Source organism: Shewanella sp. c952, assembly GCF_019654975.1.
Classification (GTDB): Bacteria; Pseudomonadota; Gammaproteobacteria; order Enterobacterales; family Shewanellaceae; genus Shewanella.
In genome coordinates this window covers 1-26,503 of record NZ_BPEW01000044.1, presented here as the reverse complement: position 1 = coordinate 26,503, position 26,503 = coordinate 1, and the positions used below count along the sequence as shown (strand labels likewise).

At 41.5% G+C, this 26,503-nt stretch carries 23 protein-coding genes and 1 tRNA gene; 14 read left to right on the top strand and 10 right to left on the bottom strand.

The window, feature by feature from the left end; all coding sequences use genetic code 11:
* The first annotated feature begins 3 nt into the window (after nucleotides 1-3).
* Together K5R16_RS19815 and K5R16_RS19810 are read left to right on the top strand one after the other, a co-directional pair.
* A complete protein-coding gene (locus K5R16_RS19815) occupies nucleotides 4-714 on the top strand; it encodes an ATP-binding cassette domain-containing protein (protein WP_220739813.1) in 711 nt (236 codons plus the stop codon).
* On the top strand, nucleotides 707-2,215 hold the full coding sequence (locus K5R16_RS19810) for an ABC transporter permease (RefSeq protein WP_220739812.1): 1,509 nt from the start codon (nucleotides 707-709) through the stop codon (nucleotides 2,213-2,215). Before K5R16_RS19815 ends, K5R16_RS19810 begins: the two co-directional genes overlap by 8 nt.
* 81 nt (nucleotides 2,216-2,296) lie before the next feature.
* Here K5R16_RS19810 and K5R16_RS19805 read toward each other — a convergent pair whose 3' ends face one another.
* Nucleotides 2,297-2,641: a hypothetical protein gene (locus K5R16_RS19805; protein WP_220739810.1), complete on the bottom strand. Its 345-nt coding sequence runs from the start codon at nucleotides 2,639-2,641 to the stop codon at nucleotides 2,297-2,299.
* Between the two features lie 300 nt (nucleotides 2,642-2,941).
* Entirely contained in the window at nucleotides 2,942-3,667 is a 726-nt protein-coding gene (locus K5R16_RS19800; RefSeq protein WP_220739808.1) for a hypothetical protein, read from the bottom strand.
* 369 nt (nucleotides 3,668-4,036) lie between these two features.
* Between K5R16_RS19800 and K5R16_RS19795 the strand changes: the two genes are divergently transcribed.
* Entirely contained in the window at nucleotides 4,037-5,611 is a 1,575-nt protein-coding gene (locus K5R16_RS19795; RefSeq protein WP_220739806.1) for a sensor histidine kinase, read from the top strand.
* Nucleotides 5,608-6,963, top strand: a complete 1,356-nt coding sequence (locus tag K5R16_RS19790) for a sigma-54 dependent transcriptional regulator (RefSeq protein WP_220739804.1) — start codon at nucleotides 5,608-5,610, stop codon at nucleotides 6,961-6,963. Before K5R16_RS19795 ends, K5R16_RS19790 begins: the two co-directional genes overlap by 4 nt.
* A gap of 72 nt (nucleotides 6,964-7,035) precedes the next feature.
* Here the strand turns inward: K5R16_RS19790 and K5R16_RS19785 are convergent, their stop codons facing one another.
* Nucleotides 7,036-7,674: a LysE family translocator gene (locus K5R16_RS19785; RefSeq protein WP_220739801.1), complete on the bottom strand. Its 639-nt coding sequence runs from the start codon at nucleotides 7,672-7,674 to the stop codon at nucleotides 7,036-7,038.
* A gap of 192 nt (nucleotides 7,675-7,866) precedes the next feature.
* Nucleotides 7,867-8,682 carry an AraC family transcriptional regulator gene (locus tag K5R16_RS19780; protein ID WP_220739800.1) on the bottom strand — a complete coding sequence of 272 codons (816 nt, stop codon included), beginning with the start codon at nucleotides 8,680-8,682 and terminating at the stop codon, nucleotides 7,867-7,869.
* Nucleotides 8,683-8,870: 188 nt separating this feature from the next.
* On the opposite strand from K5R16_RS19780, the gene nadE reads away from it, so the two are divergent.
* Nucleotides 8,871-9,701: an ammonia-dependent NAD(+) synthetase gene (nadE, locus tag K5R16_RS19775; RefSeq protein WP_220739798.1), complete on the top strand. Its 831-nt coding sequence runs from the start codon at nucleotides 8,871-8,873 to the stop codon at nucleotides 9,699-9,701.
* A 56-nt stretch (nucleotides 9,702-9,757) separates the two neighbouring features.
* Here nadE and K5R16_RS19770 read toward each other — a convergent pair whose 3' ends face one another.
* Nucleotides 9,758-10,219 carry a DUF6942 family protein gene (locus K5R16_RS19770; RefSeq protein WP_220739796.1) on the bottom strand — a complete coding sequence of 154 codons (462 nt, stop codon included), beginning with the start codon at nucleotides 10,217-10,219 and terminating at the stop codon, nucleotides 9,758-9,760.
* A 111-nt stretch (nucleotides 10,220-10,330) separates the two neighbouring features.
* Between K5R16_RS19770 and K5R16_RS19765 the strand changes: the two genes are divergently transcribed.
* Nucleotides 10,331-11,770 carry a carboxylesterase gene (locus K5R16_RS19765; protein ID WP_220739835.1) on the top strand — a complete coding sequence of 480 codons (1,440 nt, stop codon included), beginning with the start codon at nucleotides 10,331-10,333 and terminating at the stop codon, nucleotides 11,768-11,770.
* 7 nt (nucleotides 11,771-11,777) lie between these two features.
* On the opposite strand, the gene K5R16_RS19760 is transcribed toward K5R16_RS19765, so the two are convergent.
* Complete coding sequence (locus K5R16_RS19760; protein ID WP_220739795.1) at nucleotides 11,778-13,946, bottom strand: diguanylate cyclase; 2,169 nt, start codon at nucleotides 13,944-13,946, stop codon at nucleotides 11,778-11,780.
* A 461-nt stretch (nucleotides 13,947-14,407) separates the two neighbouring features.
* On the opposite strand from K5R16_RS19760, the gene K5R16_RS19755 reads away from it, so the two are divergent.
* The gene (locus tag K5R16_RS19755; protein ID WP_220739793.1) at nucleotides 14,408-14,632 is read left to right on the top strand and encodes a cytochrome c3 family protein; all 225 of its coding nucleotides are present in this window, start codon (nucleotides 14,408-14,410) and stop codon (nucleotides 14,630-14,632) included.
* Between the two features lie 65 nt (nucleotides 14,633-14,697).
* Here K5R16_RS19755 and K5R16_RS19750 read toward each other — a convergent pair.
* The 3 genes from K5R16_RS19750 to K5R16_RS19740 form a co-directional block, all read right to left on the bottom strand.
* A tRNA-Pro gene (locus K5R16_RS19750) sits at nucleotides 14,698-14,774 on the bottom strand.
* A 136-nt stretch (nucleotides 14,775-14,910) separates the two neighbouring features.
* The gene (locus K5R16_RS19745) at nucleotides 14,911-16,695 is read right to left on the bottom strand and encodes a DUF3413 domain-containing protein (RefSeq protein WP_220739791.1); all 1,785 of its coding nucleotides are present in this window, start codon (nucleotides 16,693-16,695) and stop codon (nucleotides 14,911-14,913) included.
* A gap of 85 nt (nucleotides 16,696-16,780) precedes the next feature.
* A complete protein-coding gene (locus K5R16_RS19740) occupies nucleotides 16,781-16,999 on the bottom strand; it encodes a YejL family protein (protein WP_020912377.1) in 219 nt (72 codons plus the stop codon).
* A 468-nt stretch (nucleotides 17,000-17,467) separates the two neighbouring features.
* Between K5R16_RS19740 and yejK the strand changes: the two genes are divergently transcribed.
* The 3 genes from yejK (at nucleotide 17,468) to K5R16_RS19725 (ending at nucleotide 20,489) form a co-directional block, all read left to right on the top strand.
* A complete protein-coding gene (gene yejK, locus K5R16_RS19735; RefSeq protein WP_220739789.1) occupies nucleotides 17,468-18,496 on the top strand; it encodes a nucleoid-associated protein YejK in 1,029 nt (342 codons plus the stop codon).
* A 253-nt stretch (nucleotides 18,497-18,749) separates the two neighbouring features.
* On the top strand, nucleotides 18,750-19,631 hold the full coding sequence (locus tag K5R16_RS19730) for a 6-carboxytetrahydropterin synthase (RefSeq protein WP_220739787.1): 882 nt from the start codon (nucleotides 18,750-18,752) through the stop codon (nucleotides 19,629-19,631).
* Between the two features lie 39 nt (nucleotides 19,632-19,670).
* Entirely contained in the window at nucleotides 19,671-20,489 is an 819-nt protein-coding gene (locus K5R16_RS19725) for a M23 family metallopeptidase (RefSeq protein WP_374758412.1), read from the top strand.
* Between the two features lie 70 nt (nucleotides 20,490-20,559).
* Here the strand turns inward: K5R16_RS19725 and K5R16_RS19720 are convergent, their stop codons facing one another.
* Nucleotides 20,560-21,066, bottom strand: coding sequence for a DUF2062 domain-containing protein (locus K5R16_RS19720; RefSeq protein ID WP_220739785.1), 507 nt, complete (start codon nucleotides 21,064-21,066; stop codon nucleotides 20,560-20,562).
* A 110-nt stretch (nucleotides 21,067-21,176) separates the two neighbouring features.
* Between K5R16_RS19720 and K5R16_RS19715 the strand changes: the two genes are divergently transcribed.
* The 4 genes from K5R16_RS19715 to K5R16_RS19700 are packed head-to-tail and all read left to right on the top strand — an operon-like array spanning nucleotide 21,177 to nucleotide 26,490.
* A complete protein-coding gene (locus tag K5R16_RS19715) occupies nucleotides 21,177-23,456 on the top strand; it encodes a DNA internalization-related competence protein ComEC/Rec2 (RefSeq protein WP_259649943.1) in 2,280 nt (759 codons plus the stop codon).
* A gap of 33 nt (nucleotides 23,457-23,489) precedes the next feature.
* The gene (msbA, locus tag K5R16_RS19710; protein ID WP_220739782.1) at nucleotides 23,490-25,313 is read left to right on the top strand and encodes a lipid A export permease/ATP-binding protein MsbA; all 1,824 of its coding nucleotides are present in this window, start codon (nucleotides 23,490-23,492) and stop codon (nucleotides 25,311-25,313) included.
* Nucleotides 25,314-26,312: a tetraacyldisaccharide 4'-kinase gene (gene lpxK, locus K5R16_RS19705; RefSeq protein ID WP_220739780.1), complete on the top strand. Its 999-nt coding sequence runs from the start codon at nucleotides 25,314-25,316 to the stop codon at nucleotides 26,310-26,312.
* 4 nt (nucleotides 26,313-26,316) lie between these two features.
* On the top strand, nucleotides 26,317-26,490 hold the full coding sequence (locus K5R16_RS19700; RefSeq protein WP_020912385.1) for a Trm112 family protein: 174 nt from the start codon (nucleotides 26,317-26,319) through the stop codon (nucleotides 26,488-26,490).
* Nucleotides 26,491-26,503 lie beyond the last annotated feature (13 nt).

Here is a 26,503-nt window from a genome sequence, read left to right as displayed (position 1 = left end):
TTGATGTTAAGCATTAGTGAATTTTCCCTTAGCTTCGGCGATAAAAAAGCACTCGATTCTATCGAGCTTTCAATAACAGCAGGCGAAAAAGTGGCTGTTATTGGTAGCTCAGGCTCTGGGAAATCAACTCTTATTAGTCATATTAATACTCAGTTGCACGGGAGCGCAGCATACTGCTCTCAGCAACAGGGCCTAGTAGAAAGCTTGAGCATATTTCATAACATTTATATGGGGGCTCTTGGCAGAAATTCTGCACTTTATAACTTGTTGAATTTGCCATTCCCTTTTAAAAAGCCACTTGAAGAAATAGCCATTATTGCCCAAGACTTGGAGTTAGATTGTCCATTGTCGCAAGCGGTTTCCAAGCTTTCTGGGGGCCAGCGACAACGAACCGCAGTCGGGCGAGCGATTTACCAGCGAATGCCAGTTTTTATAGGTGATGAACCTTTTTCCGCTCTCGACCCTTTAATGAGTAAGCGTTTGATTAAACATGTATTGCAGCAACATGAGTCAGTTATTATGGTGCTGCATGATATGAATATGGCGTTAGAGTATTTTGACCGGGTGATTGGGTTACGTAACGGTAAAAAGCATATTGACTCCAAAGCTTCTTCACTGACCATTGAAATTTTGCAGGATTTTTACCAAGATTCGATGAATCAAGAGTTTGTCGCCAGTGAGTCCGCAATTGTTGAGCCAGCTTTTTGTGAATAGACATGAACCACGATGGGCTTTTTTTGGCTATTGGCAGCGAGTCTCGTTAGTTTTACTCGTTGTGACGCTCGCATGCTTTTATTGGGCGGATACAGAGATCATTGCGTTAGAGCCATGGAGTGAGCTTAAACGCATTGGGTTAGGGTTTCTCTCACCAGATTTTTTAGCAACTGAATATCTATTAGAAGCAATATGGCAGACAATCAGTTTCGCCTTACTTGGTGTTGCTGCCGGTTTACTGCTAGGTAGCCCTGTTGCGCTGATTTATAACAAGCCGATTGTTGCTGCAATTTGTGCTTTTATCCGATCTATTCATGAGTTGTTTTGGGCATTACTATTCTTACAAATCTTTGGTTTATCTCCTTTAACGGGAGTGTTAGCAATCGCTTTACCTTATGGTGCAACATTTGCCCGAGTTTTCAGTGATATTCTACAGCAAGCGCCAGCTTCTACATTGCAGAATTTACCCGCCAATACCGATAAAATCAGCCGCTATCTATATGGTCGTTTTGCTCATGTCTTTAATGAAATAAAAGCGTATGTACGTTATCGCTTTGAGTGCGCCCTTAGAAGTAGTGCGATACTTGGTTTTGTTGGGATGCCGACATTAGGTTTTTATCTCGAGTCTGCATTTAGGCAGGGGCACTATCATCAAGGAGCTGCGCTCCTTATTCTGTTTATCGTTATAATCGGTACGATCCCTTATTGGTGCCGTCGCAAGCTATTACCTGTATATTTTGTTGCTGCCATCGTGCTGTTACCTGAAATAACCACTATAGATAGTTCGCTGGTTTGGCGTTTTTTAAGTGATGATATTTTACCGCCGATGTTTCAAAGCCATAGTGTAGAGCTGTTATCTATTGATAGATGGGTTTTGTTTGGTGAATGGTTTCATCGGATTATCACCGAACAAGCCTTGCCTGGTGTGTTGGCGACCTTGATACTTGCTGTCGCTGCGCTAGGTGGTAGTTACTTGCTAACTCTTTTCTTCACAGCGGTTAGTTTTAAACCATTAACAGGCTCATTTATAGCGGCTACAAATAACGTTAACCTACTTATTTTAAGGTCAATTCCTGAGTACATATTTGCTTATATATTTATGCTGTTACTGGGACCATCAATGCTGCCGGCTATTTTGGCATTAGCTATCCATAATGGTGCTTTAATCGCTTATTTAGTCGCGAGGCAAAGTGCATCGACTGTTTATAGTCAGCATTTTAACGGTAAATTTGATGGTTATGCTTATGATGTATTACCAAGAATATACCCTAATATGATGGCATTACTCTTCTATAGATTTGAAGTTATTCTGCGGGAAACAGCGATTCTAGGGATGCTCGGCGTGGCGACATTGGGCTTTTATATCGATAGCAATTTTTCCGAAATTCGCTTTAATGGCGCATTAATATTGATCTGTGTAACAGCACTGCTGAATATTTTAATCGATATCGCGAGCAGAAGATTGCTCGCGACTCACTCAATATCTGATAAATCTTGTTGAACCTGCGTATAGGCTAAGCACCTATAATGGTAAATTTTCTATCCCATTAAACCCTACATGTTCAAGTGGGATGGGGTGAAGCTAATTGAAAATTCGGCGCTGGCTACGTTTATTGATAATGCCGTTACCACACCAAGCGGCAAATAAGGTAAATACGACAACACTGGTCATAATAACACTTAGGCGATACCACGGCGCTTCTGCAAGCATGCGCATTTGAACATATTCGAAAGCACTCGTTCCCCAAACTAGGAAGGCAGAAACCACTAGCGTCAATTGTAATAAACGAGTCACCCATGTTGCTCTAATGAACAGCAGAATCGGTGCGATAGCGTAAGCTATACAAGCCTCTGTTTGCCCAAATCGAAGAAAATGTGCGCCGAGCAATAAGTAAGCAAGACTGATAAAAATAATACGCCACCACATAGATCTAACCCTTGTTGAACTCATATCCCCCAAGAGGATACGGTAAAGTTAAACAAGTATTCTATCGACAGCTTCACAATTAACAAATTAATATTCGTTAAGGTCGCTTGTTAATGTGTCGAAATAGTGAACATGCTCGTATTTATCTTAAGGCAATCCTTCGATAGCAAGCCAATTATAGTTATCAGTATAAAGATTTGATCGCTCCCCGAGAGTTTGGCCGCTTTGAGACAAGCTCACAACCTTGAATCTGTTCGTCAAAAACATACTGGGGAGTTCACGTATTGCTTAAAGTAAGGCTTACTTAGCATCTTTGAGTGCCGCGATGAGCTTTTCTTTATCCTCTTTACTGAGTTTACTGTGACTAATTAAGCTGAGTATATGTTCGGCGTTTTGCTCATCTTCATCATTAATGATAATAAATTGGCCATGGTTGTTACTGTCGCCAAAACGCATAACTTCTAACTCTGTTATTTGCTCAGTGATAAGCTCAATATCATCTGATAGAGATTCAATATGAATTTCAAAGTCACCTTCATTTTGTTCAAACAATCTCTCTAATTCGAGCGCTTTAGCCTCTAGCTCACCGGATTTAGCTTCAATTTTTACCACATGAGCCTCAATTTCCGCTGTTTTTCCATCAAGTTGTTGATATAGCTTTTCTAGCTTTATTTTTATTGCCTTATTTTGCTTGGCATCGATGATAAAAACATTGTCTTTAGTGGGGTGCTGCATACGAGACAAAGTACGTGTTAATAGTGCTTGGTCTTCTTTTGGTAATACACTCAATTTTTCTTTGAGTACTGCTTTGTCTTTTAGCTCTTGGGCAGTAAAAGCTAGCTCATGTTGCTTGCCATCGGATTTCACCGTGACGTGGGTGATGTCATTTTCATCAGTTTCAATTTGAGTGCTAAATACTTTCTTATCTGTTTCTGTTACATCGATATCTGTTGGCGCTGCAAAAGTGCTACTTTGAAAAGCTAAACCGCAGGTTAATAGTGCACATACTCGTAAATTCTTTTTCATGCTCGTTTTCCCTTATTCCATTTTAAGATTGTGACTCTAAAGTCGCCATAGAGCGCATTGCTCATATCAAACTAGATATAGCGAAGATCGTGCCATCTCTTTGAAGCGTACTATTCATGGGATTTTTACTATTTAATTGAGGAGTAACTCTCTAAAGGTTATCGAGATTTCCCCAAAAGGGCTGATGACTTCCCCATATGGGGATTTTGTTATTAAACGTGATAAGGTTGGTAGCAAATGACTGCCTGTAATGTGGGGTTCCGCTGAGCTCTTTGTTATTTTCAAGCTGGTATCAAACTTGTATAGCTATAAAGCTGATAAGAGAACTTCTCAATATAAAATATATTGAGACTAGGTAAAGAGTTGACTATGTCTATTAAGCGTTATGTTTTTCTGTTGTTTGGAGCACTTATTTTGATGTTGGCGATTAGTCAGCTTTTTGTAGCTCAGTATTTTAAAATACAGCTTCAACAAGAATTGGAGCAAAGTTCAAGGTCATTATCAAAGAGTTTGGTTAGTGTCGTGATCCAAAAAGCGTCCGATATCGATAGCTGGGAGTTATCCCGAACTGATCACAGTGAGTTTATTGAAGCTGAAGATAGCGAGCAATTTGTAATCGAACTTGACGAAGATATAGCTGATTTAGACGAAGAGATCGCTCAGCTTGCTCAGTCGCTGGTGGAGATCACTGCTAACGCTGCCACTTCAGTTAAGGGAGATGCTTACCAAAAACATCAATTGGCACTGCAAGAGAAAGTGCAAGCTTTGCTAGAGAAAGAGCGCCGTGATATTGAAGGGGAGCGTGAAAATCTGCAGCAACTAAAAATTGAGGCAGCGAAAGAGTATCGACAGCGAGTTGAAGAAAGTCTTAATAGTTTCGAAGTTGATACCGATGATTGGCTTCAAGCTGGTAGAGTCATGATTGTAGAAGGTGATACTGATGACGGTGTGGTTGTCCGTGAGCAACGTAGTATTGAATTACCGAGTCAAGGTGCCAATCATCAGCTAGAGCGTTTTAGTGAATCAGTGCTGCTGGTGATCTTACTCACGAGTGTTATGGCGCTTATACTCGCCTATTGGTTAAGTCATCACGTGACAGAGCCGTTAAGCGAATTGGCTCAAGGCCATAAGAAACTTGGAGAAGGTCGCTTTGGTATTCAATTGCAAGAGCAGGGTGTAAAAGAGCTCAAAATGATAATCAATGGCTTTAACCGTATGAGTCTTGCACTGGATAGTTGGAAGAAAAAAGAGCAGCAGATGTCACAGCAACAGCATCTGGCAGATCTGGGCCAAATCACTAGGGGAATAGCCCATAGCTTGAGAAACCCATTACACACCCTAGGCCTGCTGTCAGAGCAAAGTATCTATACCGAATCTCAAGATGACCGTGAAGCGGTAAATCAAAAAATGCAAAAGAAAATCAGCTTAATGGATAAGAGTATTCAGTCATTATTGACGCTCTCTAGCCATGAGGTACAACGCGACAACTTAGTACCACTAAACGCTATCGTGCAGGATATTCTGCTTGAACTGTCGATTTCGGGACTAAAACCTAAAGTGATTTTTGATGCTGATAATGTTGTGGCCTTTCATGGCGCTGAATCAGAACTTAGAAGTATTGTACATGCGGTGTTGATCAATGCAGTTGAAGCAGATGTTAATGGCACGCAGATTAAAATTGAATTGAGTCAAACTGAAAATAACAGAACGATCGTGATTACAGATTGGGGTAAGGGTATCGAACCGTCAATTAAAGAGCAGATGTTTAAACCACATATATCCACCAAGGCTGAAGGTTCAGGGATGGGGATCTATATCGCTAAACGCCTGATTGAAAGCCACTATGGTGGCGATATTCTTTATCAAGATAACCCTGAGGGCGGCACCATCGCAACTATTCTATTGATCGATTCGTCACAGCATACAGTGGAGAACAATCGATGAGTCAACGACCTTTGCACATTCTTGTAGTCGAAGATGAACCTGATCAACGCTCATTAATCAGCCAAATGCTAACTGCAAATAACTACCTTGTTAGTGAAGCCGATAGCGTGGAGCAAGCTATTTTGTTGCTAAAAGAATCAGTGCCTGATCTGGTCTTTTCCGATTGGAAGTTAGGGCAACTATCGGGGATGGATTTGCTGACTTACGTTAGACGAGAGCATGCTGATTTAGGTTTTATTATTGCGACAGCATACGGCACTATCACTCATGCGGTAGATGCTATGCAGGCGGGGGCGGATGACTATCTGTCTAAGCCCTATCAGCGGCAATCATTGTTTATGGCAATTGAAAAGGTCGCCAAATCGCTAAAGCTTAAACAGCATAATAAGCGTTTAGCGTCTGAGTTATCACAGCAGCAGGAGCTGGTGGGATTAGTCGGTAAAGCCCCCTGTATGCAAAAGGTGTATACACGAGTGCAGCGTGTCAGTGCGACGGATGCCACCGTACTCATTGGAGGTGAAAGTGGTACAGGTAAAGAGCTTGCAGCCCGGGCTTTGTATCAATTATCACCAAGGCGAAATAAACCTTTCATTGCCATAAACTGCGGCGCTATTCCTGAAAGTCTGGCTGAGTCTGAGTTGTTTGGTGCGGAAAAAGGGGCATTCACTGGTGCTACAAGTCAAAAGATCGGTAAATTGGAAGCGGCAAACGAAGGCACTATCTTTTTAGATGAAGTGGCAGAGTTACCATTATTGCAGCAGACTAAATTATTGCGATTTTTACAAGAGGGAGTGATCTCACGGTTAGGGCAAAATAGTGAAATTAAATTAGATGTTAGAGTTATTGCTGCAACTCATCGAGATCTAAAAGTTGAAGTAGCAGAAGGGCGTTTTCGAGAAGATCTCTTCTACCGCTTAAATGTGGTACCAATAGAAATGCCACCGTTACGTGAAAGGCAAGAAGATATTGGTAGGTTGATAGAGCATTTCCTCAAAATTCATGGTGGACAATACGGACTGGAAGCGGTGAATTTAAGCACAACAACCATAAAGACGCTGTTGGATTATCCATGGCCTGGTAATGTGCGAGAGTTGTCTAATCGTATTGAGCGCTTTGTATTGCTCGGAGATGAAGATGAACTTGTTGCTGAGCTGACTCAGCCCCCGAGCGTGATTGATGCTAAAGCGTTTACCCTGCCTGAAAAGGGCTTTGAATGGGAAGAATTTGAAAAAGATTGTTTACAGCAAGCGATGCAACGTCATGACAGTAATCGTACTCGCGCCGCAAAGCAGTTAGGCTTGTCTTATAAAGCATTTCTATATCGTTTGGAAAAATACCAGCTAACGGACTGACGATAGAAAATGATGTCCTCGCTAATTACTGAGTGCATAATTCAATATGGCACACAGTAATTATTGACATATTTATAAAATAACACCAGATATAATCACCAAAGCGACGCTGATGAACACTAAGCCTGTCAACAAGTTTATTACTGGTGTCGCTCGCTTGAGCTTAATCTGTATTTTGGGTTTGGTTAGCACCATAGCGATAAAACTAAACCACATCATAGAGAGGCTGAACAGTAGTATCGCGGCAACACTTTTAGTCAAGAATGACACTTGCGGTGTGATGAGCGTTGAAAATAGAGTGATAAAAAACACTAGTGCTTTAGGGTTTAAAAGATTGGTATAGAGCCCTTGTAAAAACCCTTTTTTAACGTTTAAGCCTTCGCTTTGTTGTGCCTTTTCTAAGGCAACTGGATCGCGCCAATGTGATAATGCTGCGCGCGCAGCGCCAATCCCCATCCAGGCGAGGTAACTGGCGCCAATAAGCTGTACTAATATAAATAACTGCTCAGAGCTATGGATGATCAAACTTAACCCCGTCAAACTCAGTAGGGTGTGAGCTAGGATAGCTACAGAGATCCCTGCTGCAGATGCAATCGCAACGGCTCTGTTTTCTTGAGTCGATAGTTTGACGACCAAAGCAAAGTCTGGGCCTGGACTGGCTAAAGCGATCGTATGGATCACAGCCAGCGAAATCAGTAGTTGAACATCCATAAGCGAGTTTAAATCTCAATTGTAAGTAAGGGAGGTATCATTGTTAACGCTGATTATTACTCACTATCGGTAATATTGATTGTAAAAAATTGCAGCGGCTGTAAAAGCAGCTAATTAACCGATAAGCCTTGCTGAAGTAGTGATGGGTTTAGCTTAGATAAAGGGGATATATTGAGGCGTACTAGAATAGCGTTATGTCTGGCGTTGAAACAGCGCTGGGGTTGTTAAATAGGCATGTTTAAAGGCTTTATTGAAATGACTTTGGTCAAAAAATCCAACTTGATGAGCAGTATCACTGACGCTGCTTCCACTTAATAGTGCCTTCTTAGCATACTCTAACCGCATCCGTTTTAAGTATGCATGGGGAGTCATACCGGTAGCACTTTTAAATTGCCTTAAAAACTGAAACTTACTTAGCGCGACAGTATTAGCAAGAGACGCCAGATCAAAATTAGCACCTATATCATCGTGAAACAGTGATTTTACTGTCTCTAATTGCGCTGTAGATAAACGGTAATAGTTAGGCTGCGTTAAAGGTGCTTCGTTGTTTCTGGTAAATAACTCAGTCATAAAAGCCATCAACATGGTTTCTGCTTGTAAGGAACTGACGTTGTCATTAGCAAGGGTTAACTGGTTATGAACCATGAGAAAATAGCGGTACAATTGGCTATCAGGATAAAGTGGTTGATTGAAGAATAACGGTTGCTTAAATTCTGCTTCAAGATTTTTTACATAGTGAAGTGGCAAAGACATGACATGCGCTCTGTAGCCACTGTCTAGAAAACTAAAGCCATTGTGGCTTTCATCAGGGTTTAAGGTGGATATTTGTTGAGGGCTTAAACGATAACTTGCTCCCTTATGGCGATATTCTTGGCAACCGTAATCAACGACACCAAGGTGGTAATCTAGGTGTACGTGCTGATCGAATACAAAATTGTTGAAGCAAGCTTTGCTTAGCTCCATCTCTTTAACAATTTGTGGGTGCCAGTATTGTATAGTGTCTTGCATGCCAATGTTTGCTGATGGGGTAGGTACATTCAGTCTATCTTAGCTGTGAACCTTAGGAATAGTAAATAATTGCAAACCAAAGGGTAGAACATTCAGATCCAAGTCAATATAGCCGTGTATTGTTATGTTATTTCGATCATAATGGTTGAGTTTCTTAGTTAACAACTGATGTCATTGGAGTTTATTACGTGAAAGGACAGATTTTAAGGGAAATGAAAGTACTCAAAGCAATTGACCCTGCTTTTGAAGTACAAAGACGAGTCGCATTTATTAAAACCAAACTTAAACAATCTAATACTCAGTCATTGGTATTAGGGATCAGTGGTGGCGTCGACTCCTCTCTAGCCGGGCGTTTATGCCAATTGGCTGTCGAAGAACTTAAAGCTGATACCGATGACTCTGGTTATCAATTTATTGCGGTGCGTCTACCTTATGACATCCAAAAAGATGAAGATGAAGCGCAATTAGCTTGTCAATTTATCAAGCCTTCTAAACAAGTTACTGTGAATGTAAAAGAGGGCGTCAACGGTATCCATTCTGAAACGCTAAGTGCAATTGAATCGGCTGGTATCGTATTACCAGAGGCCGTTAATATTGATTTTGTAAAAGGCAATGTTAAAGCCAGAATGCGGATGGTCGCTCAATATGAGATCGCAGGGCTTGTTGCTGGGTTAGTTGTTGGTACTGACCATAGTGCAGAAAATATAACCGGTTTTTATACTAAATGGGGTGATGGTGCCTGCGACTTAGCACCTTTATTTGGTTTGAACAAACGTCAAGTTCGTACTCTGGCACAGTTTTTAGGTGCTCCAGACATTTTAGTCCATAAAGCACCGACGGCAGATCTTGAAGAGGGACAGCCTCAGCTTGAAGATGAAATTGCATTAGGCTTAACTTATGACCAGATTGATGACTTTCTTGAAGGAAAAGAGGTCAGTGAGGTTGTTAATGATCGCTTAGTGAATATCTACCGTGCGACGCAACATAAACGTGATGCAATCCCGACAATCTACGACTAACATTCAGCTTTATTAAAAAGCGCCTAATGGCGCTTTTTAATAGGATGTACTGTTTATTAGTTTAGTGGAGCAAGACCCAGAGCTTGTCTTAAAAAATTAATCTGTATATTGGGAAACTGCCGGTAATCTAAATAAGGGCATAAATAAATGTCTTTATTTGCATGCTTTAACAAGGTGGCCCCTTGGAAGTCTAACGGTAAAAATTCAGCACTATCGAGCTTTAAAGTCTCTGCACTTTCTTTTCCACAAATTATGTGTAGCTGCGCATCGCAGCACAGGCTGTTAACTCCGATAGCGATAGACTCATCACGTTTTAATAGATCTCTATCGCGATATTGTCGCCAATCTTGTTCGTTGACTACAATCTTAGCCATGACAGTTAAAATTTTTCGCCAGTGGTTACCATTCAATTCAATTAATGCTTGAGTCGCATCTACATCAAGGTGACTCCATTTCTCTGCGCGTTTAGGCGGAGTCGGTAGGTAAAAGCAAGTGTTAGCTTGTTGAGTTCCAATCATATTATTGTCTATTTGTTTACCATTGAAAACAGTGTAAGTTACAGCTAGTGACCTTATATATTATTCCCTAAACCCTGTATAACAACAACTTAAGATTGAGCTCTAATGATGATGAAGTCCATTGTAATTGGATCGGCTAAGCACTTAGCATTTGCACTCTTTTACTCCTCTGTTGGAACCAGTATTGCCTTAATTGCAGCTGCTGTTTGGTATCTCAATTCTCGTCCAGAACTGGACTTATGGCATACCACTGAGCTTAAGGCGCAATATCGTCAACAGCCGAGTATTGCTAGTTTTAATGACTACTTGCGTTTAGAGGACAAATTATTTGCGGAAGTTGAAGATAAGGTTACCGCTAAAACTAAGTCAGAATCCTTATTGGTGCTTAATCGTTATGTCGCGGGGAGCTACTCTGACCCCCAAAAATGGTCTCAAAATTGGAATAGAAGTTTTGAATGGAAAAACGAGCAAGCTGATTACGGCATTTTGTTGTTGCACGGTATGTCAGACTCTCCCTACGCGATGCAACACTTCGCTAAGCACTACAAAGAGTCAGCGCATGTCATAGGACTAAGACTGCCAGGCCATGGAACACTGCCGTCTGGGCTCGTCGATGTGACTTGGCAAGATATGGCGGCTGCAGTTTCTATAGCGACTGCTCACTTGAAGCGAGTGATGCAAGATAAACCGCTTTATGTGGTTGGTTTTTCAACTGGCGCTGCGCTTGCGCTTAATCATGAGCTTGAACAAATTGCTGTAGGAGAAAGTGGAGATTTTTCGGGGCTAGTGTTCCTCTCGCCAGCTATCGGCCTACCACCTGTGGCTGTTGGTGCAAAATGGCAATCAAGGTTAGGTCATCTATTAGGACTTGATAAGCTAAGTTGGAACAGCATTCAAACTGAGTACGATCCATTTAAATACAGTTCATTTGCGGTAAATGCTGGGGATGTGGTGTATCAGCTCGCTAGCCGTAATGTTGAACTATTCAAACAGCTGGATAGTCAAGCGCGAGAGCGTCTTGCTCCGGTGTTAACGTTTCAATCTTTAACTGATGATACCGTAGATAGCATGGCTGTGATCAATGATTTGTATCTGCAATTACCGAATAAACAACATGAGTTGGTGATGTTTGATATTAACCGAACTCAAGTTAATTTAAGCTTAATCGCAGCGGATCCTCTAACGCCTTATACTCAATTAGTTAAATCTACCCAGCTTGCTTTCGACTTCACCATAATTGAGAATACAGGCGAAGCAAGAGGGGCGGTGCAGGCTAGAAATTTAACCTCAGAAAGTGTCAGTGAAGCCGTTATTGAACAATGGCCGAAACAAACCTATTCTCTGTCTCACGTTGCTCTGCCTTTTCCTGAAAGTGATGAACTCTATGGCCCACATCGAAAACAAATTCATAATAGAATTCAAATCGGTGCTGGGGCCTCAAAAGGGGAACGAGGAGTGCTAAGTGTTCCCTCAAGTGAGATGTTGAGGCAGAAATGGAATCCATTTTTTAACTACATGATTGAAAAAATGGATCAACGTATTATTGAGTAAGCGGCAACTATGTTCGAGTGTCTTGCAACGTAGTGAATACCAGTTTATTTCTGCCGTTGTTTTTTGCTTGATACAAGTTGAAATCCGCTTGTTTTATCCAGTCCTCGAGCGAATCACTATAAGTACCGTTGCCAATGACGGCGCCAATACTGGTTGTGACATTAAAGCTAGTATTGTTGTCAGGGTTCTCAATGACAATCTCGGCTAACCTTTGTTTAAAATTTTCAAGGTGAGATTCAATTTTTAACGTGTTGCAATGGGGCATGATAATCAAAAACTCTTCTCCACCGTAGCGTACGATGACGTCTCCATCACGCTTAAAGTTGTTCTCCAGTAGTTTAGCAACTTTTTTAAGCGTCAGATCACCACCTAAATGCCCATAGGTGTCATTAATGCTCTTAAACTTGTCTAAATCTAAGATGGCAATAGCAATAACTTCATCGCTTCTTTGGCAGCTTTCTTGTAAAAATGGAAATTGTTCTTCAGCATAACGACGATTATAGAGTCCAGTGAGAGAATCTTTTTCTGCCAAAGACTTTAACTGCTGATTGGCTTGTTCTAGCTCAAATGTTCTGAGAGCTACTTTTTCCTCTAGCGCTAACTGATAGCCTATTAGCTGGCTTTTACTCTGTTTTAATCGTTTATAGAGAGAGTAGATCTCTTTTGGTGAGTCCTCATCAATGCCATAGTCACTGTTGTCATTCTTATTTGAAGTGCTGAACTTTTTGGCAATTCTCTCTAATGGTCGAGTTAGTCTGCCACTAATTATTCGAGTAATGAGAAAAATGACCAGCAGCGAAATGGCGAGTATCGCAAAAGTTGCAATATACATTTGCTCAACAAGCATGACTAAAGGCCTAAAAGGGTTGAGAACATAAAGAGTCCAACCTATATTTAGATCATAAGCTGCATATACAAATTCTGGTGACATATTGGTTTTGTCATGGATATTCAACGTTGGTAATAGGCTAGTATCAAGAGCATTATCTTTTGAGTAGCTAAAATCACTCAGCGGCTGAATTGTCAGTTCTGGTGAAGAAAATACAACACGGTTTTCCTGATCGACAAGTACAATATATTGATCTCTAAATAGCTTATTGGTTCTATCAATTTCTTTAAAGCGATTTAAGTCGAGCGAGCCTTCAATTATTCCAATAGGCTGGTAAGAGTTATCTGGTGAATAGAGAGGCGCGCTGATGGCGACAATGGGATCGTTGCCAAAGCCTCTACCTAGAAAAACCGGTGATATATAAGCGTTTTGATTAACGAATGCCTCAATAAAATAGTCTCTATCTGACACCTCTATGTCTGTAGACTTATTTGCACCATTTAGTAATGACACCGGACTAGCGCTTTGGATCTTGCCCAAATCATCAGCAATTAACATTGTGATAAACCCTGGATACTGTTGGTGCAATTTTAACAGTGCTGTCTGTTGTTGCTTTGCCCTCATTTCACTTAAGCTTAACCAATTTGCGGCACTATTTAATACTTGTGCGTGAGTATCAATATGAGCCTGAGCTAAGTTTCCAATGTGATGAGCAGATTCATTAATGTTCTCACTCAACAGTTGTTGATGACGATTGATAAACTGATTGTTAAATAATAGTGCTGAAAAGAGTAGTGCTAAAAAGATCACTAGCGTGAATGCATAGGTTAACTGGGCATTAAAAGTCTGTCGTTTTTTATCTTTGCTTTTGAGTAAAAGGTGCAAAGACACTGGCGTTAAAAGCAGCAGCGTAGAGGCTATGGCAGTGTAAAAAACACCATTTATCCCTTGTTTCAGGATAATAAAAGGTAAGTGGCTACTAGGAATATTTGTGTTGAGAACTGCATATAGATAAAACAATGGCATACCAATCACTAACCAAAAAACGATACTCGAATATAGTGAGTAGATCCCTTTTCGATGAGCAAGGCCTAAACATAACGCTTCTAGTGAAAAGAGTAGATATACGTGAGGGCTGTCCCAAGCAATAAATAACCCACTAACCGCAATAATAGCAGTATACAAGGCATACCAAGGCCCAAAAAGAACGGCACTAACGACAAAGCTAGCATTACCTATAATTAGCTGGATATTAGCAAATAAAGGTATCGGATAAAGGTTTATGATGAAACCTATGATGCCGAAAAGGGTAGCTAACAGAAGTTTTTGTGGTGTTTTCTTATTCAAAAACAGGTCCTATATCGTGACTCATCCAAAATGCTAGAAAGTCATTTTTTATTATTATTTACTTACTACAAGTTATTAACTTTCGATTAGGATAGCAACAGATAGCGTGCTGTTTTACAGAATAATGCCGCCTTCTTTGTTTTTGTTCCGCCTAAACTAGCTGATGAAGCTATCGATTCTTACTGTGAGGTAAATATTTAAAAACCACTTAATGTTCTTACCGATAAGATCTAGTTCACAGCATTGATATCTTATCGGTTGTCTATTCAGCTTTTGTTCATGAAAGAGCTGCGTTTTAAGGTTCAATTAATGTTAGTTGCTATCATATAAGGCATAGATTTCCACCGTGTAAGCCATTAATTTCCAATAAGCTTTTACCGGTGTAATTTTTAAAATTGTACTTAGATAGTCTGTAACATTTCAGAGTTTAAGTGCAACAACTCCGTGATTAAGGAACTGTTATGAAATACTTATCTATGTTTGCTGTACTAGCCTTCTCCGCTTCTGCAATGGCTGTTGATTGTACTGATTGCCATGAAAAAATTGATGTAGCAGCACATACTGAAATGGAAGCAACAATCGCAACTTGTAACGATTGCCACGATATGGAAAGTGCTCATGAGTTAGATACTGAACTACACACCGTAGATCTAACGATTAAAGAGTGTGCTGACTGCCACGACTAACTCATAGGTTCGTGGCCTTCAGCCAATAAAAAAGCCAGCTAAATGCTGGCTTTTTTAATTTTAATTGGTCGGGATAACAGGATTTGAACCTGTGATCTCTTGTCCCCCAGACAAGCGCCTTACCGGACTAGGCCATATCCCGAAATTTTCTGCAGAATAAATTATAAACTTGAGGGAATTCTGAAGAGCCAGCACTTTAACAAGTCAGCAGAGCCGCTGCAAGCGCTTCATTAACATCATTGTTTTGTTTGGCTAGTTTATAAACTTTTTCAACTATCCTAATGAATATAAAACCTTCTTCCTTCACGCATGACTTCAATTAACTCAGGTGCACTCATCTTCTTTCTAAGACGTTTTTTATATTCACGATCATAAATTCTATACTTACCGTGTCGATCGATAGTGGTAATTTCAGACTGTTGATAAATGGCAAATATACGATTGTCACCGGTATAAACCCAGGTTCTGTCACTTGGCTGCATCAAGCTGCTACCTGCACTAAAATCAGTGGTTGGATTGGTACAACCAAGCACTTGAGTCATCAATGTTGGCACAAGTGCGCTGTGAGTTGTTCTGTAGTTGATACGTTTATGTGCACTCTGTTTAGGCCAATGGATAACCATTGGAACTTGAACGTTATCTGGCGAAAGGTTTACCCTCGCTTCTGTCGGATTACTGGTAAACACTTTTCCGCTAACACCGGTGATGACAACTAATGTGTTGTCAGGTAAATCAGTCAGTACTTCTTTCAACTGGCTATCAATAAAGTTCAAGGACTGGCGGTATTGATTGAATAGTACTTTTTCAGCTGACTTTAGTGATTTATTCGCTTTTACTGTCTTAACACCAAGAAAGCCTATTGGTGTGTCGTAGTTATCGGGCGACTTTAAATTTAATAGTGTAAACCAAGGTTGTGTTGCAGCTTGAGTCCATGCTTGCCAGTTCTCAACTGAACTGATATCCGAACTTGCATAACTATCATCATATTGAGAGTCAATTCGTTCGAAGTCATCAAAAATCGCTTGCGGGCGAGCGAGGGTATCAACACTAGTAAACAGGCCTAACTGATAGCCATTAACCGAGAGTTCTTGAGTTAACACTGGACTTTCATAATGCAGATCGATGGCATTCATATAACTGCCTTGTAAACCGTAAAGCAGGCTGAACATACCGCTACTAAATTGGTTGCCACCACTTAAATGCTTTTGAAAAGATTGGTTCTTCTCAGCGTATGCAGTTAAGAAAGGCATCGTTGTGCTGTCGACTAATTTTGCCTGAAGGCTATCAATCGCAATGAATAGAATATTCGGTTTATCGTCAGCCATGCATTGCATAGGCGATAATGGATATTTGAGACTGGTTTTGGGTCTCGTTTGATCTTGGTCTTCATGGCTGTTATCAATGCCATAACTTTCCATGAAGCTTCTTGCTGTTGCTGGATAAGACAGCGGATAAGCATCATCAAACTGTGTTATTTCGGTGACGTCAGCAGCATCACCCCAAATATGTATCAGGTGACTGGCAATAAAGCATAAGCCAACGACCCCAACAACTTTGTTGCCATAATTACGCTTACGGATCTTTTCGATACGTTTCCACAAGTAATTAGCGAGCGTTAGCTCTAAAGCAAGAATACCTATTGGCGTAATGATGTAAGAGGTGCCTTGCAACAATCCATTCAAATCAGCCCAGGCTAAATCAAACACAAAGGGGCTTAGGTGTAGGCCATAGTCATCATAAATAATGGTGTCATAAAGCAGTATACATAAACTTAATGTAGCGACGACAGCGGCATAGCCTCTTAGTATTTTGGAATAAGGAAGCAACAGAGTAATAGGAAAAATGAGTACCAGATAGACCATAAAAGCGAGAAAGCTAAAGTGGCCAATGGTGCTTAATGCTAGATAGCTCCAGCCTACGATTGACTCTGGAAAACCAACAGTACCGAGATATCGATAGCCGACAATAATAGCCAGTAAGCCATTATAGAAAGCAAACCAATGTCCCCAGCTCACTAAACGTGAAACTCGATCTCGTCCTATCTGTTTTTGTCGCTCAACCATGCTGACTCATTTTTCTCTTATATTGTAGTTAATGGGTTTAAGCTTAAATGGTTAAACCCTTACTCAATGTGGCTCTTTGTTTAGTCTAGCTATTTTTAACCGATTGCGATAAAGCTTTTGCAAACTGCTCTGTAACCACTTCACGAGCTTCAGCAGGTACTTTATTTTGCAACAGATGAGTTACGCAGTTCCCCAATGCCATCAGACTCAAGTCTGTTGGTGATTGATGCTTCTCTAAAACCGCTAATAGCTCAGTAATGAGTGATTCAACTTGCGTGTTTGAATATTTAGATTGGATAGCCATAATTGAAAAAGTTCACTTTAAATCTTGATTAACGGCATATAATAACGGATTTTTCCGAGAAGCTCTGCACTTTTTGGTCTCCTGTTGAGGCTTTTATCACTTATTGTGTATTGGAATGAGATAAAGTCTTGTTTAAGGCGTGATTGCGCAGCGTCAATTCAAACCGTTGCAATGAACTCTGTATGGGGGGTAGCCTCATATTCGGCTGTTAACTAACGAGATGATATAAATTGATTAGTGGCTGTTTCATTGCCATTCCCTCCTCGTAAATCACATTGCTAAAACCTTTACTGTAGCGACCTATTTACCATCTGGATTTCTGGTTTCTGTCTGGTATGATATCTGCCGTCATGTTATTCATGTAGCCGCGATTGACTGAAAGGCTGCAGGCGTAAACAAATTAATCTATTTACCATTATAGAGCTGATTCACTGGCTATAGCTCTAAGCAACTTTTTATCGAGGCTCAATGAGTATTAACGTCGAACAAGCAATCATCCATGCCATTTCTCAAGATGGAGACGGTCAGCTCAGCTGTCGTTTACGCCCTCAACCGTTATTAAACAGCCAAGCCGTAGAGACGATGTTAGATGAACTCCATCAAACCTACACCACAAAGGCTGGTAAGGGTTTTGGTCATTTTGGCATCAGTGGTGATGACGGTGAAGCAAACACCAAGTTTGAAGCTGCTTTGAGTCAGTACCGCAGTAATGATTTAGGCTTTGTCGAATTTTCAGGTATCGCCGGAAAATTGCTACAGGAAGAGCTCGCTAAGTATGACTTTAGCACTGGTGGTTTTCTGCTGCTCTCTTGCTATACCTATATGACCAGCGACTTTTTGTTTGTGTCGCTACTTAACGCTAAGTCATCAATGACAGTGTTAGATGATATGGAGTTGACGCAAAATACTCACTTAGATCTCAACAATGTTCAACTTGCTGCTCGTATTGACTTGACTGAATGGCAAGCAGATCCTGAGTCTAAAAAATACATCTCTTTTGTTCGCGGCCGAGCAGGGCGCAAAGTCGCTGACTTTTTCCTCGATTTCATGGGATGTGTGGAAGGCATTAATACTAAAGCACAGAACAAATCGTTGATGAATGCCGTTGAGGATTTTGTTGGTGGCAGTGAGCTGACAAAAGATGAGCGTCAAACCGCACGTGAGCGGGTATTTGACTACTGTACCGAACGCTGTGACGAAGGTGCAGATATTCAGATTAAAGATCTTGCGGATGAGCTAGCAGATCAAGGTATGGACTCATTCTATGATTTTGCTCAGGGTGGCGATTACGAACTCGAAGAGGAGTTCCCTGGTGATAAACCAACGCTACGACAGTTGAAGAAGTTTTCTGGCACTGGTGGTGGAGTAACACTCAGTTTTGATAGTCAGCATCTTGGCGAGCGTGTGATTTACGATCCCGTGTCAGATACGATTATCATAAAAGGTGTCCCAGCAAATCTTAAAGATCAGCTCGATCGTCGTCTAAAAGGTGAGTAGATAGACAGGCTTTTGAGCGTGATGAGAAGCCGAGTGTTTTAACGCTCGGTTTTTTTGTGTCTAGGGTTTAGTTATTGAGCGTTCTTAGTTTAAAGTTGTCGAATATTGCTGTTTATCATTGTAAGCTACAGCAATTATTGTAATACCAATCATTATCAAGATTTGATTCTGATATTGATTGCTTTCATTTCATCCTGCAGCCATTGCTGCCCGGATTGTGCAAGGTAGACTGTTTTTCTACCTAGGAGCTTAAATGCAACTATTTGTTAAAGATTTAACTGTGATTGATTTTTCATACCTGTGTCCTATTCGTGGCATGGTTGGTGAAAGTTGGATTGTCGATGTTTTGTTAGATGGCGGCTTAGACGAGCAAAACATGGTGCTCGATTTTGCAAAAGTAAAACGAACCATTAAAAACACCATTGATGACGTTGCAGATCATCGTTTATTGATCCCAACAGCCTGCAGTGAAGTGCGCTGGCAACAACAAGGTGACAGAGTCTGGATGGACTTCGATAGCCAACAAGGCAGCATGCACTTAGCGTGTCCTTCGCAAGCATTTGCGCTGATCCCAAGCGAAATCATCGATTTTGAAAGTGTTAATAAGTTCTTGCAAAAAGCGCTTAAAGAGGTGTTGCCTGCAAACGTAGAAGGGATCTCTTTAACGCTACGAAATGAAATTCATGATGCACCTTTTTATCATTATACTCATGGGCTTAAGAAACATGATGGTAACTGCCAACGTATTGCTCATGGGCACAGAAGTCCGGTAACCGTATTTGAAAATGGGGTAGCTGCACCAAAGTGGGATGAGTACTGGGCTAAACGCTGGCATGATATTTACCTCGGAAGCGACGAGGATTGTGTGTCGGTACAAACGCTAACACTTTCTCCACAGACACAAGTGAATGACAACACGCATTTGGGCTTCCATTATCAAGCTCCGCAAGGGGACTTTCAGCTGGCAATGCCAAAATCCTGCTGTGACGTATTACCACACGACACCACCGTAGAGTTATTGGCAGATTATATGGCGCAAACCTTATCTGACAAAGTGCCTAGTAGTAACTTTAAAGTCATTGCTTATGAAGGGATCGGTAAGGGTGCTATCGCAAGTAGACAATGTAAAAGTTAAACCTCAGGAGATATTTTGAATAAAATTGCCTCATTAGCCATTGCTGGTATAGCTGCTTTGGTCTCGACAGCAACCTGTGCTCAAGTTGAATTAAACGGAGAGTTTATACAAGGCGCCTTGATCCGGGCTAAAGTACAGCCTGGTACGCAAGTCTATTTGAACGATGACCCCATTAAGGTTAACCCTAATGGAGAATTTGCTTTTGGATTTTCGAGGGAAGCGGAGTTAAAGCAAATGCTTAAACTCGTTTACCTCGACGGCTTAACTGAGCTGAAACCGCTATCGATTGAGAAGCGTGACTATAAAATTCAGCAAGTTAATGGGATCAGTAAGAAAATTATGAAACCTGATCCTAAAGCACAAAGTCGAGCAGCGAAAGACAGTAAACAGGTCAAAACAGCCCGAGCGCAATTTAGCCCGAATAACGCATTTAACCAAACGTTTATTTGGCCGCTGACAGGGCGTATTTCTGGTGTCTATGGGAGTCAGCGAGTTTATAACGGCAAGCCTGGCACACCACACTACGGTGTGGATGTGGCTGCTAAAACTGGCACTGTGGTGGTGGCACCTGCGGATGGAGTTATCTCATTATCGGTCGCAGACATGTTTTACTCTGGCGGCACCATGATTATTGACCATGGTTATGGTGTAAGTTCTAGTTTTCTACATTTGAGTAAATTGTACGTCAAACAGGGGCAGACTGTTAAGCAGGGAGAAAAACTTGCAGAAGTCGGTGCGACAGGCCGCGCAACGGGACCGCATTTAGATTGGCGAGTTAACTGGTATCAAATGAGGCTCGATCCAACAACAATAGTCCCTTCGATGAAAAGCGTACTTGAAAAGCAATCTACGAAGTAAAAAGATGACAACCAATAAAAAAGCAGCGATAAGCTGCTTTTTTTGTGGTTGTATGATTTGCCTCGGAATATTACTTGTTGCGGCTTTTCCACTTAAACAACACTGAGTATTTCCATAATGTCTTTATGATGAAGTATGAGGTAATTGCAAAAAGCGCCCCTAACACTAGGCAACCAAGCAAAAATGACGGTCCAATGGTTTCAATTGAAGATTCAACCCACTGCCAGCTTGCTTCAAATGCAAACTCTTGAGGAGGATTGCCAAGAAGCTTCGCGCCAAGGATATAAGCAACGTAAAACATAAAGGGCATGGTTACAGGGTTTGTGACCCAAACGAGTGCAACAGCAAGTGGTAAGTTGACATTAAAAAGTATTGCAAGTGCGGCAGCTAATACCATTTGAAACGGCATCGGGATCCAAGCGACAAACAATCCCACAGCGAATGCACCAGGCGCTGAGCGTCGGTTCAATGCCCATAAATTGGGCTTCAGTAACAGATCACCAAACATGCGCAGATTCTTGTGATTGCGCAATGTTTCAGGCTTCGGCATAAATCTTTCTAATAATTTTTTTGGCATAACTTGAATTTGCTGTCTTAACTTACGTCACTATGAATGGATTCATGTGTGGCTTTTGTGCCACGATAATATCAGCAATGCTTTGGCCATCGCTCCCTCAACTTGCTACCTTGCCGTATTTTATTATATTGGCAATGGTTGTTATTCGGCATACCCCAGTATTGGCAGGTGGCCTAATTGCACTTAGCTGGATAACGACTTTTAATACGTTATTAATGAGCTGGGATACAAGTGAATACGTTGACACTATAGATGTTAAGGGCGAAATCATATCACTAGTTAGCTCAAACGGCGACTGGATTAGTATGGATATTATGCTGATTGATTCAAATTTGCCCCACTCGTTAGCTAGAAAGCTTAGATTATCATGGTCAAAACCACCAAAGGTTGAAGTCGGTCAGCAATGGTTGCTAACAATCAGGCCAAAACCAATCACTAGCTTATTGAATCAAGGCGGTTTTAATCAGCAGAAGTATCTGCTCAGTAAACATATTTTTGCTAAAGGCAAAGTAATTGATGGTCAATTAATATCTGAAAATAGTGATGTTAGGGCCAAACTGATTCAGCAACTTAAACCCGCTCTTAAACCATACCCTTCACAAGATTTAATGTTGGCGCTATTAGTTGGTGACAAAAGCTTAATGACAACCGAACGCTGGCAGCAGTTGAAAAACACAGGTACTGGTCATCTGTTTGCTATCTCAGGGTTACACCTTTCGGTTGCTTGTTTTTGGGGGTATATACTCAGTAAAACTATTCTGTTTCAGTTACTAGCCAATCAAAGCCGACGTAACAGTGTCATTGCAATGCTGCTGTGCGCTTTGACGGCGATTGCTTATGCTTATCTTGCGGGCTTTTCAGTTTCTACCCAACGGGCACTTATTATGCTGCTTGCCTATTTGTGTTCATGGTTATTTAGTCGATATTCAAGTAGTTGGGAAAGGCTGCTTTATGCATTATTTATTGTGTTACTCATAGATCCATTAAGCCCACTTAGTGCAAGTTTTTGGCTATCCTTTATGGCGCTGGTCATTATTCTTGTCACTATCTCAAGTTATTTGCCAACAGAATTCAGCAAGCATCCGAATGATGAGGTTATTGAGGACATTGCCGCTCAAACATCATTTATTTCTATATATCGTTTTTTACGGCGGGCAGTGCAGCAGTGGTTCGTGCCATTTTGGGCGATTCAATGGAGACTCGCGCTAATATTAGGGCTTTTACAGGCTAGCTTCTTTGCCGGGACTTCAATCATCAGCGTAGCGGTTAATTTGCTGCTAGTGCCTTGGTTTAGTTTTGTGGTGATCCCTTTGGCTTTGCTTTGTTTGATGCTGTTCATTATTGGGCTGTTAAGCGGAGTTGAACTTGAATTTACAAATACTTTTTGGCTCGCTAATCAGACGCTAGAGCCGGCTATCTTTCTACTTGATTACGCGAGCAAGCTTTCATTTGCTTGGCTGGATCTCTCCAATCTATGGATTGCTGTATTACTCAGTGCTATGACAGGCTTATGGCTTTTCCGTCAATTTAGAAATATCCATTGGCGGATAATTTTTGGCGCAATGTTACTGCCAATGATCATTTTGATTTTCCAAAAGTACTCTAACGAACAAAACCAACAGTGGAAAGTACATATGCTCGATGTCGGTCAGGGGATGTCAGCTGTCATAGAGAGTAATGGCAGCGCTATTATTTACGATACCGGTGCCAGCTTTGGCGCCAATTTTAGTTACGCTGAGCGGGTAGTTTTGCCTTTTTTAAGAGAGAAAGGAATTAATCAAGTTGATTACTTAGTCATAAGCCATGCTGATAATGATCATGCTGGTGGGACTGATGTCATCATGGCAGCATTTCCCAATGCTCAACTTATTTCAGATGACAGCGCTAAAGGCGCGATAGATTGCCGCCCTAAAGCGTTTATGTGGCAAGCTATAAAGCTTGAAATTGTAGCGCCGACATTTGCCGCTGCAGGCAATAACGGCTCATGCGTCATAAGGCTTAGCAAGGGTGGTAATAGCATATTGCTTACCGGTGATATTGAAGCATCAGCAGAGCTTGCATTGATAACCGATAAAGCGATAGTCAGTCAGGTGATGAGTGCGCCGCATCATGGCAGCAGAACTTCCTCTAGTGTTGGCTTTATAAACGCAGTTGCACCCGAACTGGTTTTATTCCCAGCAGGGTTTAACAATCGTTATGGTTTTCCTAAAGAGGACGTGGTTGCGCGTTATCATCGCTTCGATATCGAGACGCTTACTACTGGCGAACAAGGACAATTAAGTGTGATATTTAAGCAAGGAAGTGTTGATTATTATACATATCGTTCGGATTTTGCGCCATTTTGGTATAACCAAGTGTTTAGGTTTGGTGAGAACGAAAATCCAGAGTAGAATAGTTTTTTTGCCAATACGTTAAGTCTCCCAATGACAACATCTCCTAAAAGTGAAGTTTGGACGGTTTTTAAGCGCCTACTGGGCTATTTAAAACCTCTTAAAGCTGTTTTATTTTTTGCCATAATTGGCTTAACGATGTACGCATTAGTCGATGCGACCTTTATCGCAGTTATAAAACCTTTTATTGATGAAGGATTTGGTGGGCAGGCGAGTCAAATACCTGCAGGAGCTGGTGGGCTTACTAATTTAGATCTTGGCACCAGTGGTGGCTTTAACTCAGGCAGTGATGTGCTGATGATGGCGCCTTTTGTGGTTATCGTATTATTTAGCCTCAGGGGACTGGCAAACTTCCTATCGACCTACTGTATCTCTTACATGAGTGCGCGGGTAATTATGGATCTGCGCCAAGAGGTGTTTGAACACTATTTAACACTACCCGTTAGCTACATTGATAGTGAGAATACGGGTAATTTAATCTCTCGTGTCACCTACGATACTGAACAAATTGCCCGTGCTTCGGGTAGTGCTCTTATTACTATTGTCCGCGACAGTATTACTGTTATCGGCATGATAGCCATCATGTTTTACTTCTCATGGAAACTGTCGCTGGTGATATTTATCATTGGCCCAATCATAGGGGTTGTCATTACCGTTGTGAGTCGTCGATTCAGAAAGGTATCTAAAAATATTCAGGCGGCGATGGGCGGCGTGACCGCTGCAACAGAGCAGATGATTAAAGGCCATAAGAATGTACTGTCTTTTGGTGGCCAACAAACTGAAGCGCAGCGCTTTGCTAAAGTAAACGATCAAAATCGCTACCAGACGATGAAACTCGCCACAGCACAAGCCATTAGCCAACCTTTAGTGATGATTATTGGTTCATTTGCTATCGCCTTTATCTTATATGCTGCCAGTATCGATAGCATGAAAGCAGAGCTGACCGCTGGTACATTTGCCACGATTTTGGGTGCGATGTTGGCAATGTTACAACCAATTAAAAATTTGACCCGTGTCAATGCTGAGTTCCAACGCGGTATCGCTGCATGTACCACCGTATTTGAATTACTTGATACCAAACCTGAAAGCGATACAGGCACGTTAGACGTTGAAAGAGTTAAAGGTGAATTGGCATTTAACAACGTTGACTTCAGCTACCCAGGACACGACAAGCTCGCATTAAACGGTATTGATTTTACCGTAGAGCAGGGCAAAACATTGGCGCTAGTTGGGCGTTCAGGCTCTGGTAAGTCGACTATCGCAAGCTTAGTGACTCGGTTTTATACCGGTCTTAAAGCGGGCGAAATTACCCTTGATGGCAGCAACATTAATGACTATACGTTGGCGTCGCTGCGTAGCCAAGTTGCTCTTGTATCGCAACAAGTCACGTTATTTAATGATTCAATCGCTAATAATATCGCCTACGCCTATCCTGGTGAAGCAACCCGAGAGCAAATTATTAACGCAGCAACACTTGCTCACGCGATGGAATTTATCGAGCCTATGCCCGAAGGGCTAGACACCCAAATTGGTGAAAATGGGGTTATGCTTTCTGGTGGTCAAAGACAGCGTATTGCTATCGCAAGGGCGATATTACGTAATTCACCAGTATTGATTTTAGATGAAGCGACCTCCGCGTTAGACACCGAATCAGAAAAGGCGATTCAAGATGGTCTCGATAACCTGAGACATAATCGTACATCAATTGTTATTGCTCATCGCCTATCAACAATTGAAAGTGCTGATCAGATCCTTGTTGTTGATCAGGGGAAAATTGTTGAGCGCGGCACGCATACATCGCTACTTGAAAAGCAAGGCATCTATTACAACCTATACCAAATGCAGTTTGGAAGCTAAATGCAATCTTGGGTTAACAAACTATGGTACGACGGACATATTTTACGTTTTGTCCTTTGGCCTTTGTCGCTGGTATTTGCCGCTATAACTTGGTTTAGACGGCTGCTTTATACTGTTGGTGTTAAACCGCAAGCCATTTTGCCTGTACCTGTGATTATTGTCGGCAATATTACTGTTGGTGGTAGTGGCAAAACCCCCACGGTAATATACCTCATAGAGTTACTTCGTAAGCAAGGCTATAAGCCCGGTGTCATCAGTCGCGGCTATGGCGTTGATATTGATGGTGCTCGCTCTGTTTTTGTTGGTGATAGTGCCAGCTTAGTTGGCGATGAGCCTGCAATGATTGTGGCGAGAACACATGTGCCGATGGTAGTAGGGGCTAAGCGGATAGATGCCGCGCATCAGCTGCTGAATGATTTCGATGTCGATATTATTATCAGTGATGACGGTTTACAACATTATGCGCTTGGGCGCGATATAGAGCTTGTAATTCTTGATGGCGAGCGTCGATTAGGCAATGGAATGTTGCTTCCTGCTGGACCATTAAGAGAAGGACATTGGCGAACTGCTGTCGTCGATCATGTCATTGTTAATGGTGGCGAAGCTCAACGTGGTGAACAACAAATGTTATTGCAGCCAACGTTATGGCACTCTGTAAATGGCAAACAGAGCCCAAGTAACGCACCACAACCTGAACAGGACGTGGTGGCTATGGCTGGAATTGGTAACCCTTGTCGTTTTTTTGAGACGTTAGCGGATATGGGCTATCGTCTCGATAGGGTGCAGGCATTTGATGATCATAGTGCTTATAGCAAAGCAACATTGACAGCACTTGCTGCTGAACGTCCACTGCTAATGACAGAGAAAGATGCGGTGAAATGTCGCGAATTTGCAAAAGATAACTGGTGGTATCTCGCAGTTGATGCGAAGCTACCTCCTTCATTTGATCAACAACTTTTGGCCCGTGTTAAGCAAGTGGCTGAAGAGAAACAAAGGTAACAGCATGGCATTTGATAAAAAACTACTCGATATTGTTGCGTGTCCAGTATGTAAAGGAAAGCTTGAGTATAATAAACAAGATAATCAACTTATTTGTAAGTTCGATAAAATTGCTTACCCGATCAATGACGGCATCCCAGTTTTACTTGAGAACAAAGCAGAGCCATTAGCAGAGTAGCTTTATTTTGTAA

What these genes read in the sequence shown, in the direction of transcription:
- K5R16_RS19815 (WP_220739813.1), top strand. Translation starts at nt 4, where the DNA reads ATGTTAAGCATTAGTGAATTTTCCCTTAGCTTCGGCGATAAAAAAGCA.
- K5R16_RS19805 (WP_220739810.1), bottom strand. Translation starts at nt 2,641, where the DNA reads ATGTGGTGGCGTATTATTTTTATCAGTCTTGCTTACTTATTGCTCGGC.
- K5R16_RS19800 (WP_220739808.1), bottom strand. Translation starts at nt 3,667, where the DNA reads ATGAAAAAGAATTTACGAGTATGTGCACTATTAACCTGCGGTTTAGCT.
- K5R16_RS19795 (WP_220739806.1), top strand. Translation starts at nt 4,037, where the DNA reads ATGTCTATTAAGCGTTATGTTTTTCTGTTGTTTGGAGCACTTATTTTG.
- K5R16_RS19790 (WP_220739804.1), top strand. Translation starts at nt 5,608, where the DNA reads ATGAGTCAACGACCTTTGCACATTCTTGTAGTCGAAGATGAACCTGAT.
- K5R16_RS19785 (WP_220739801.1), bottom strand. Translation starts at nt 7,674, where the DNA reads ATGGATGTTCAACTACTGATTTCGCTGGCTGTGATCCATACGATCGCT.
- K5R16_RS19780 (WP_220739800.1), bottom strand. Translation starts at nt 8,682, where the DNA reads ATGCAAGACACTATACAATACTGGCACCCACAAATTGTTAAAGAGATG.
- K5R16_RS19770 (WP_220739796.1), bottom strand. Translation starts at nt 10,219, where the DNA reads ATGATTGGAACTCAACAAGCTAACACTTGCTTTTACCTACCGACTCCG.
- K5R16_RS19765 (WP_220739835.1), top strand. Translation starts at nt 10,331, where the DNA reads ATGAAGTCCATTGTAATTGGATCGGCTAAGCACTTAGCATTTGCACTC.
- K5R16_RS19755 (WP_220739793.1), top strand. Translation starts at nt 14,408, where the DNA reads ATGAAATACTTATCTATGTTTGCTGTACTAGCCTTCTCCGCTTCTGCA.
- K5R16_RS19745 (WP_220739791.1), bottom strand. Translation starts at nt 16,695, where the DNA reads ATGGTTGAGCGACAAAAACAGATAGGACGAGATCGAGTTTCACGTTTA.
- K5R16_RS19740 (WP_020912377.1), bottom strand. Translation starts at nt 16,999, where the DNA reads ATGGCTATCCAATCTAAATATTCAAACACGCAAGTTGAATCACTCATT.
- yejK (WP_220739789.1), top strand. Translation starts at nt 17,468, where the DNA reads ATGAGTATTAACGTCGAACAAGCAATCATCCATGCCATTTCTCAAGAT.
- K5R16_RS19730 (WP_220739787.1), top strand. Translation starts at nt 18,750, where the DNA reads ATGCAACTATTTGTTAAAGATTTAACTGTGATTGATTTTTCATACCTG.
- K5R16_RS19720 (WP_220739785.1), bottom strand. Translation starts at nt 21,066, where the DNA reads ATGCCAAAAAAATTATTAGAAAGATTTATGCCGAAGCCTGAAACATTG.
- msbA (WP_220739782.1), top strand. Translation starts at nt 23,490, where the DNA reads ATGACAACATCTCCTAAAAGTGAAGTTTGGACGGTTTTTAAGCGCCTA.
- lpxK (WP_220739780.1), top strand. Translation starts at nt 25,314, where the DNA reads ATGCAATCTTGGGTTAACAAACTATGGTACGACGGACATATTTTACGT.
- K5R16_RS19700 (WP_020912385.1), top strand. Translation starts at nt 26,317, where the DNA reads ATGGCATTTGATAAAAAACTACTCGATATTGTTGCGTGTCCAGTATGT.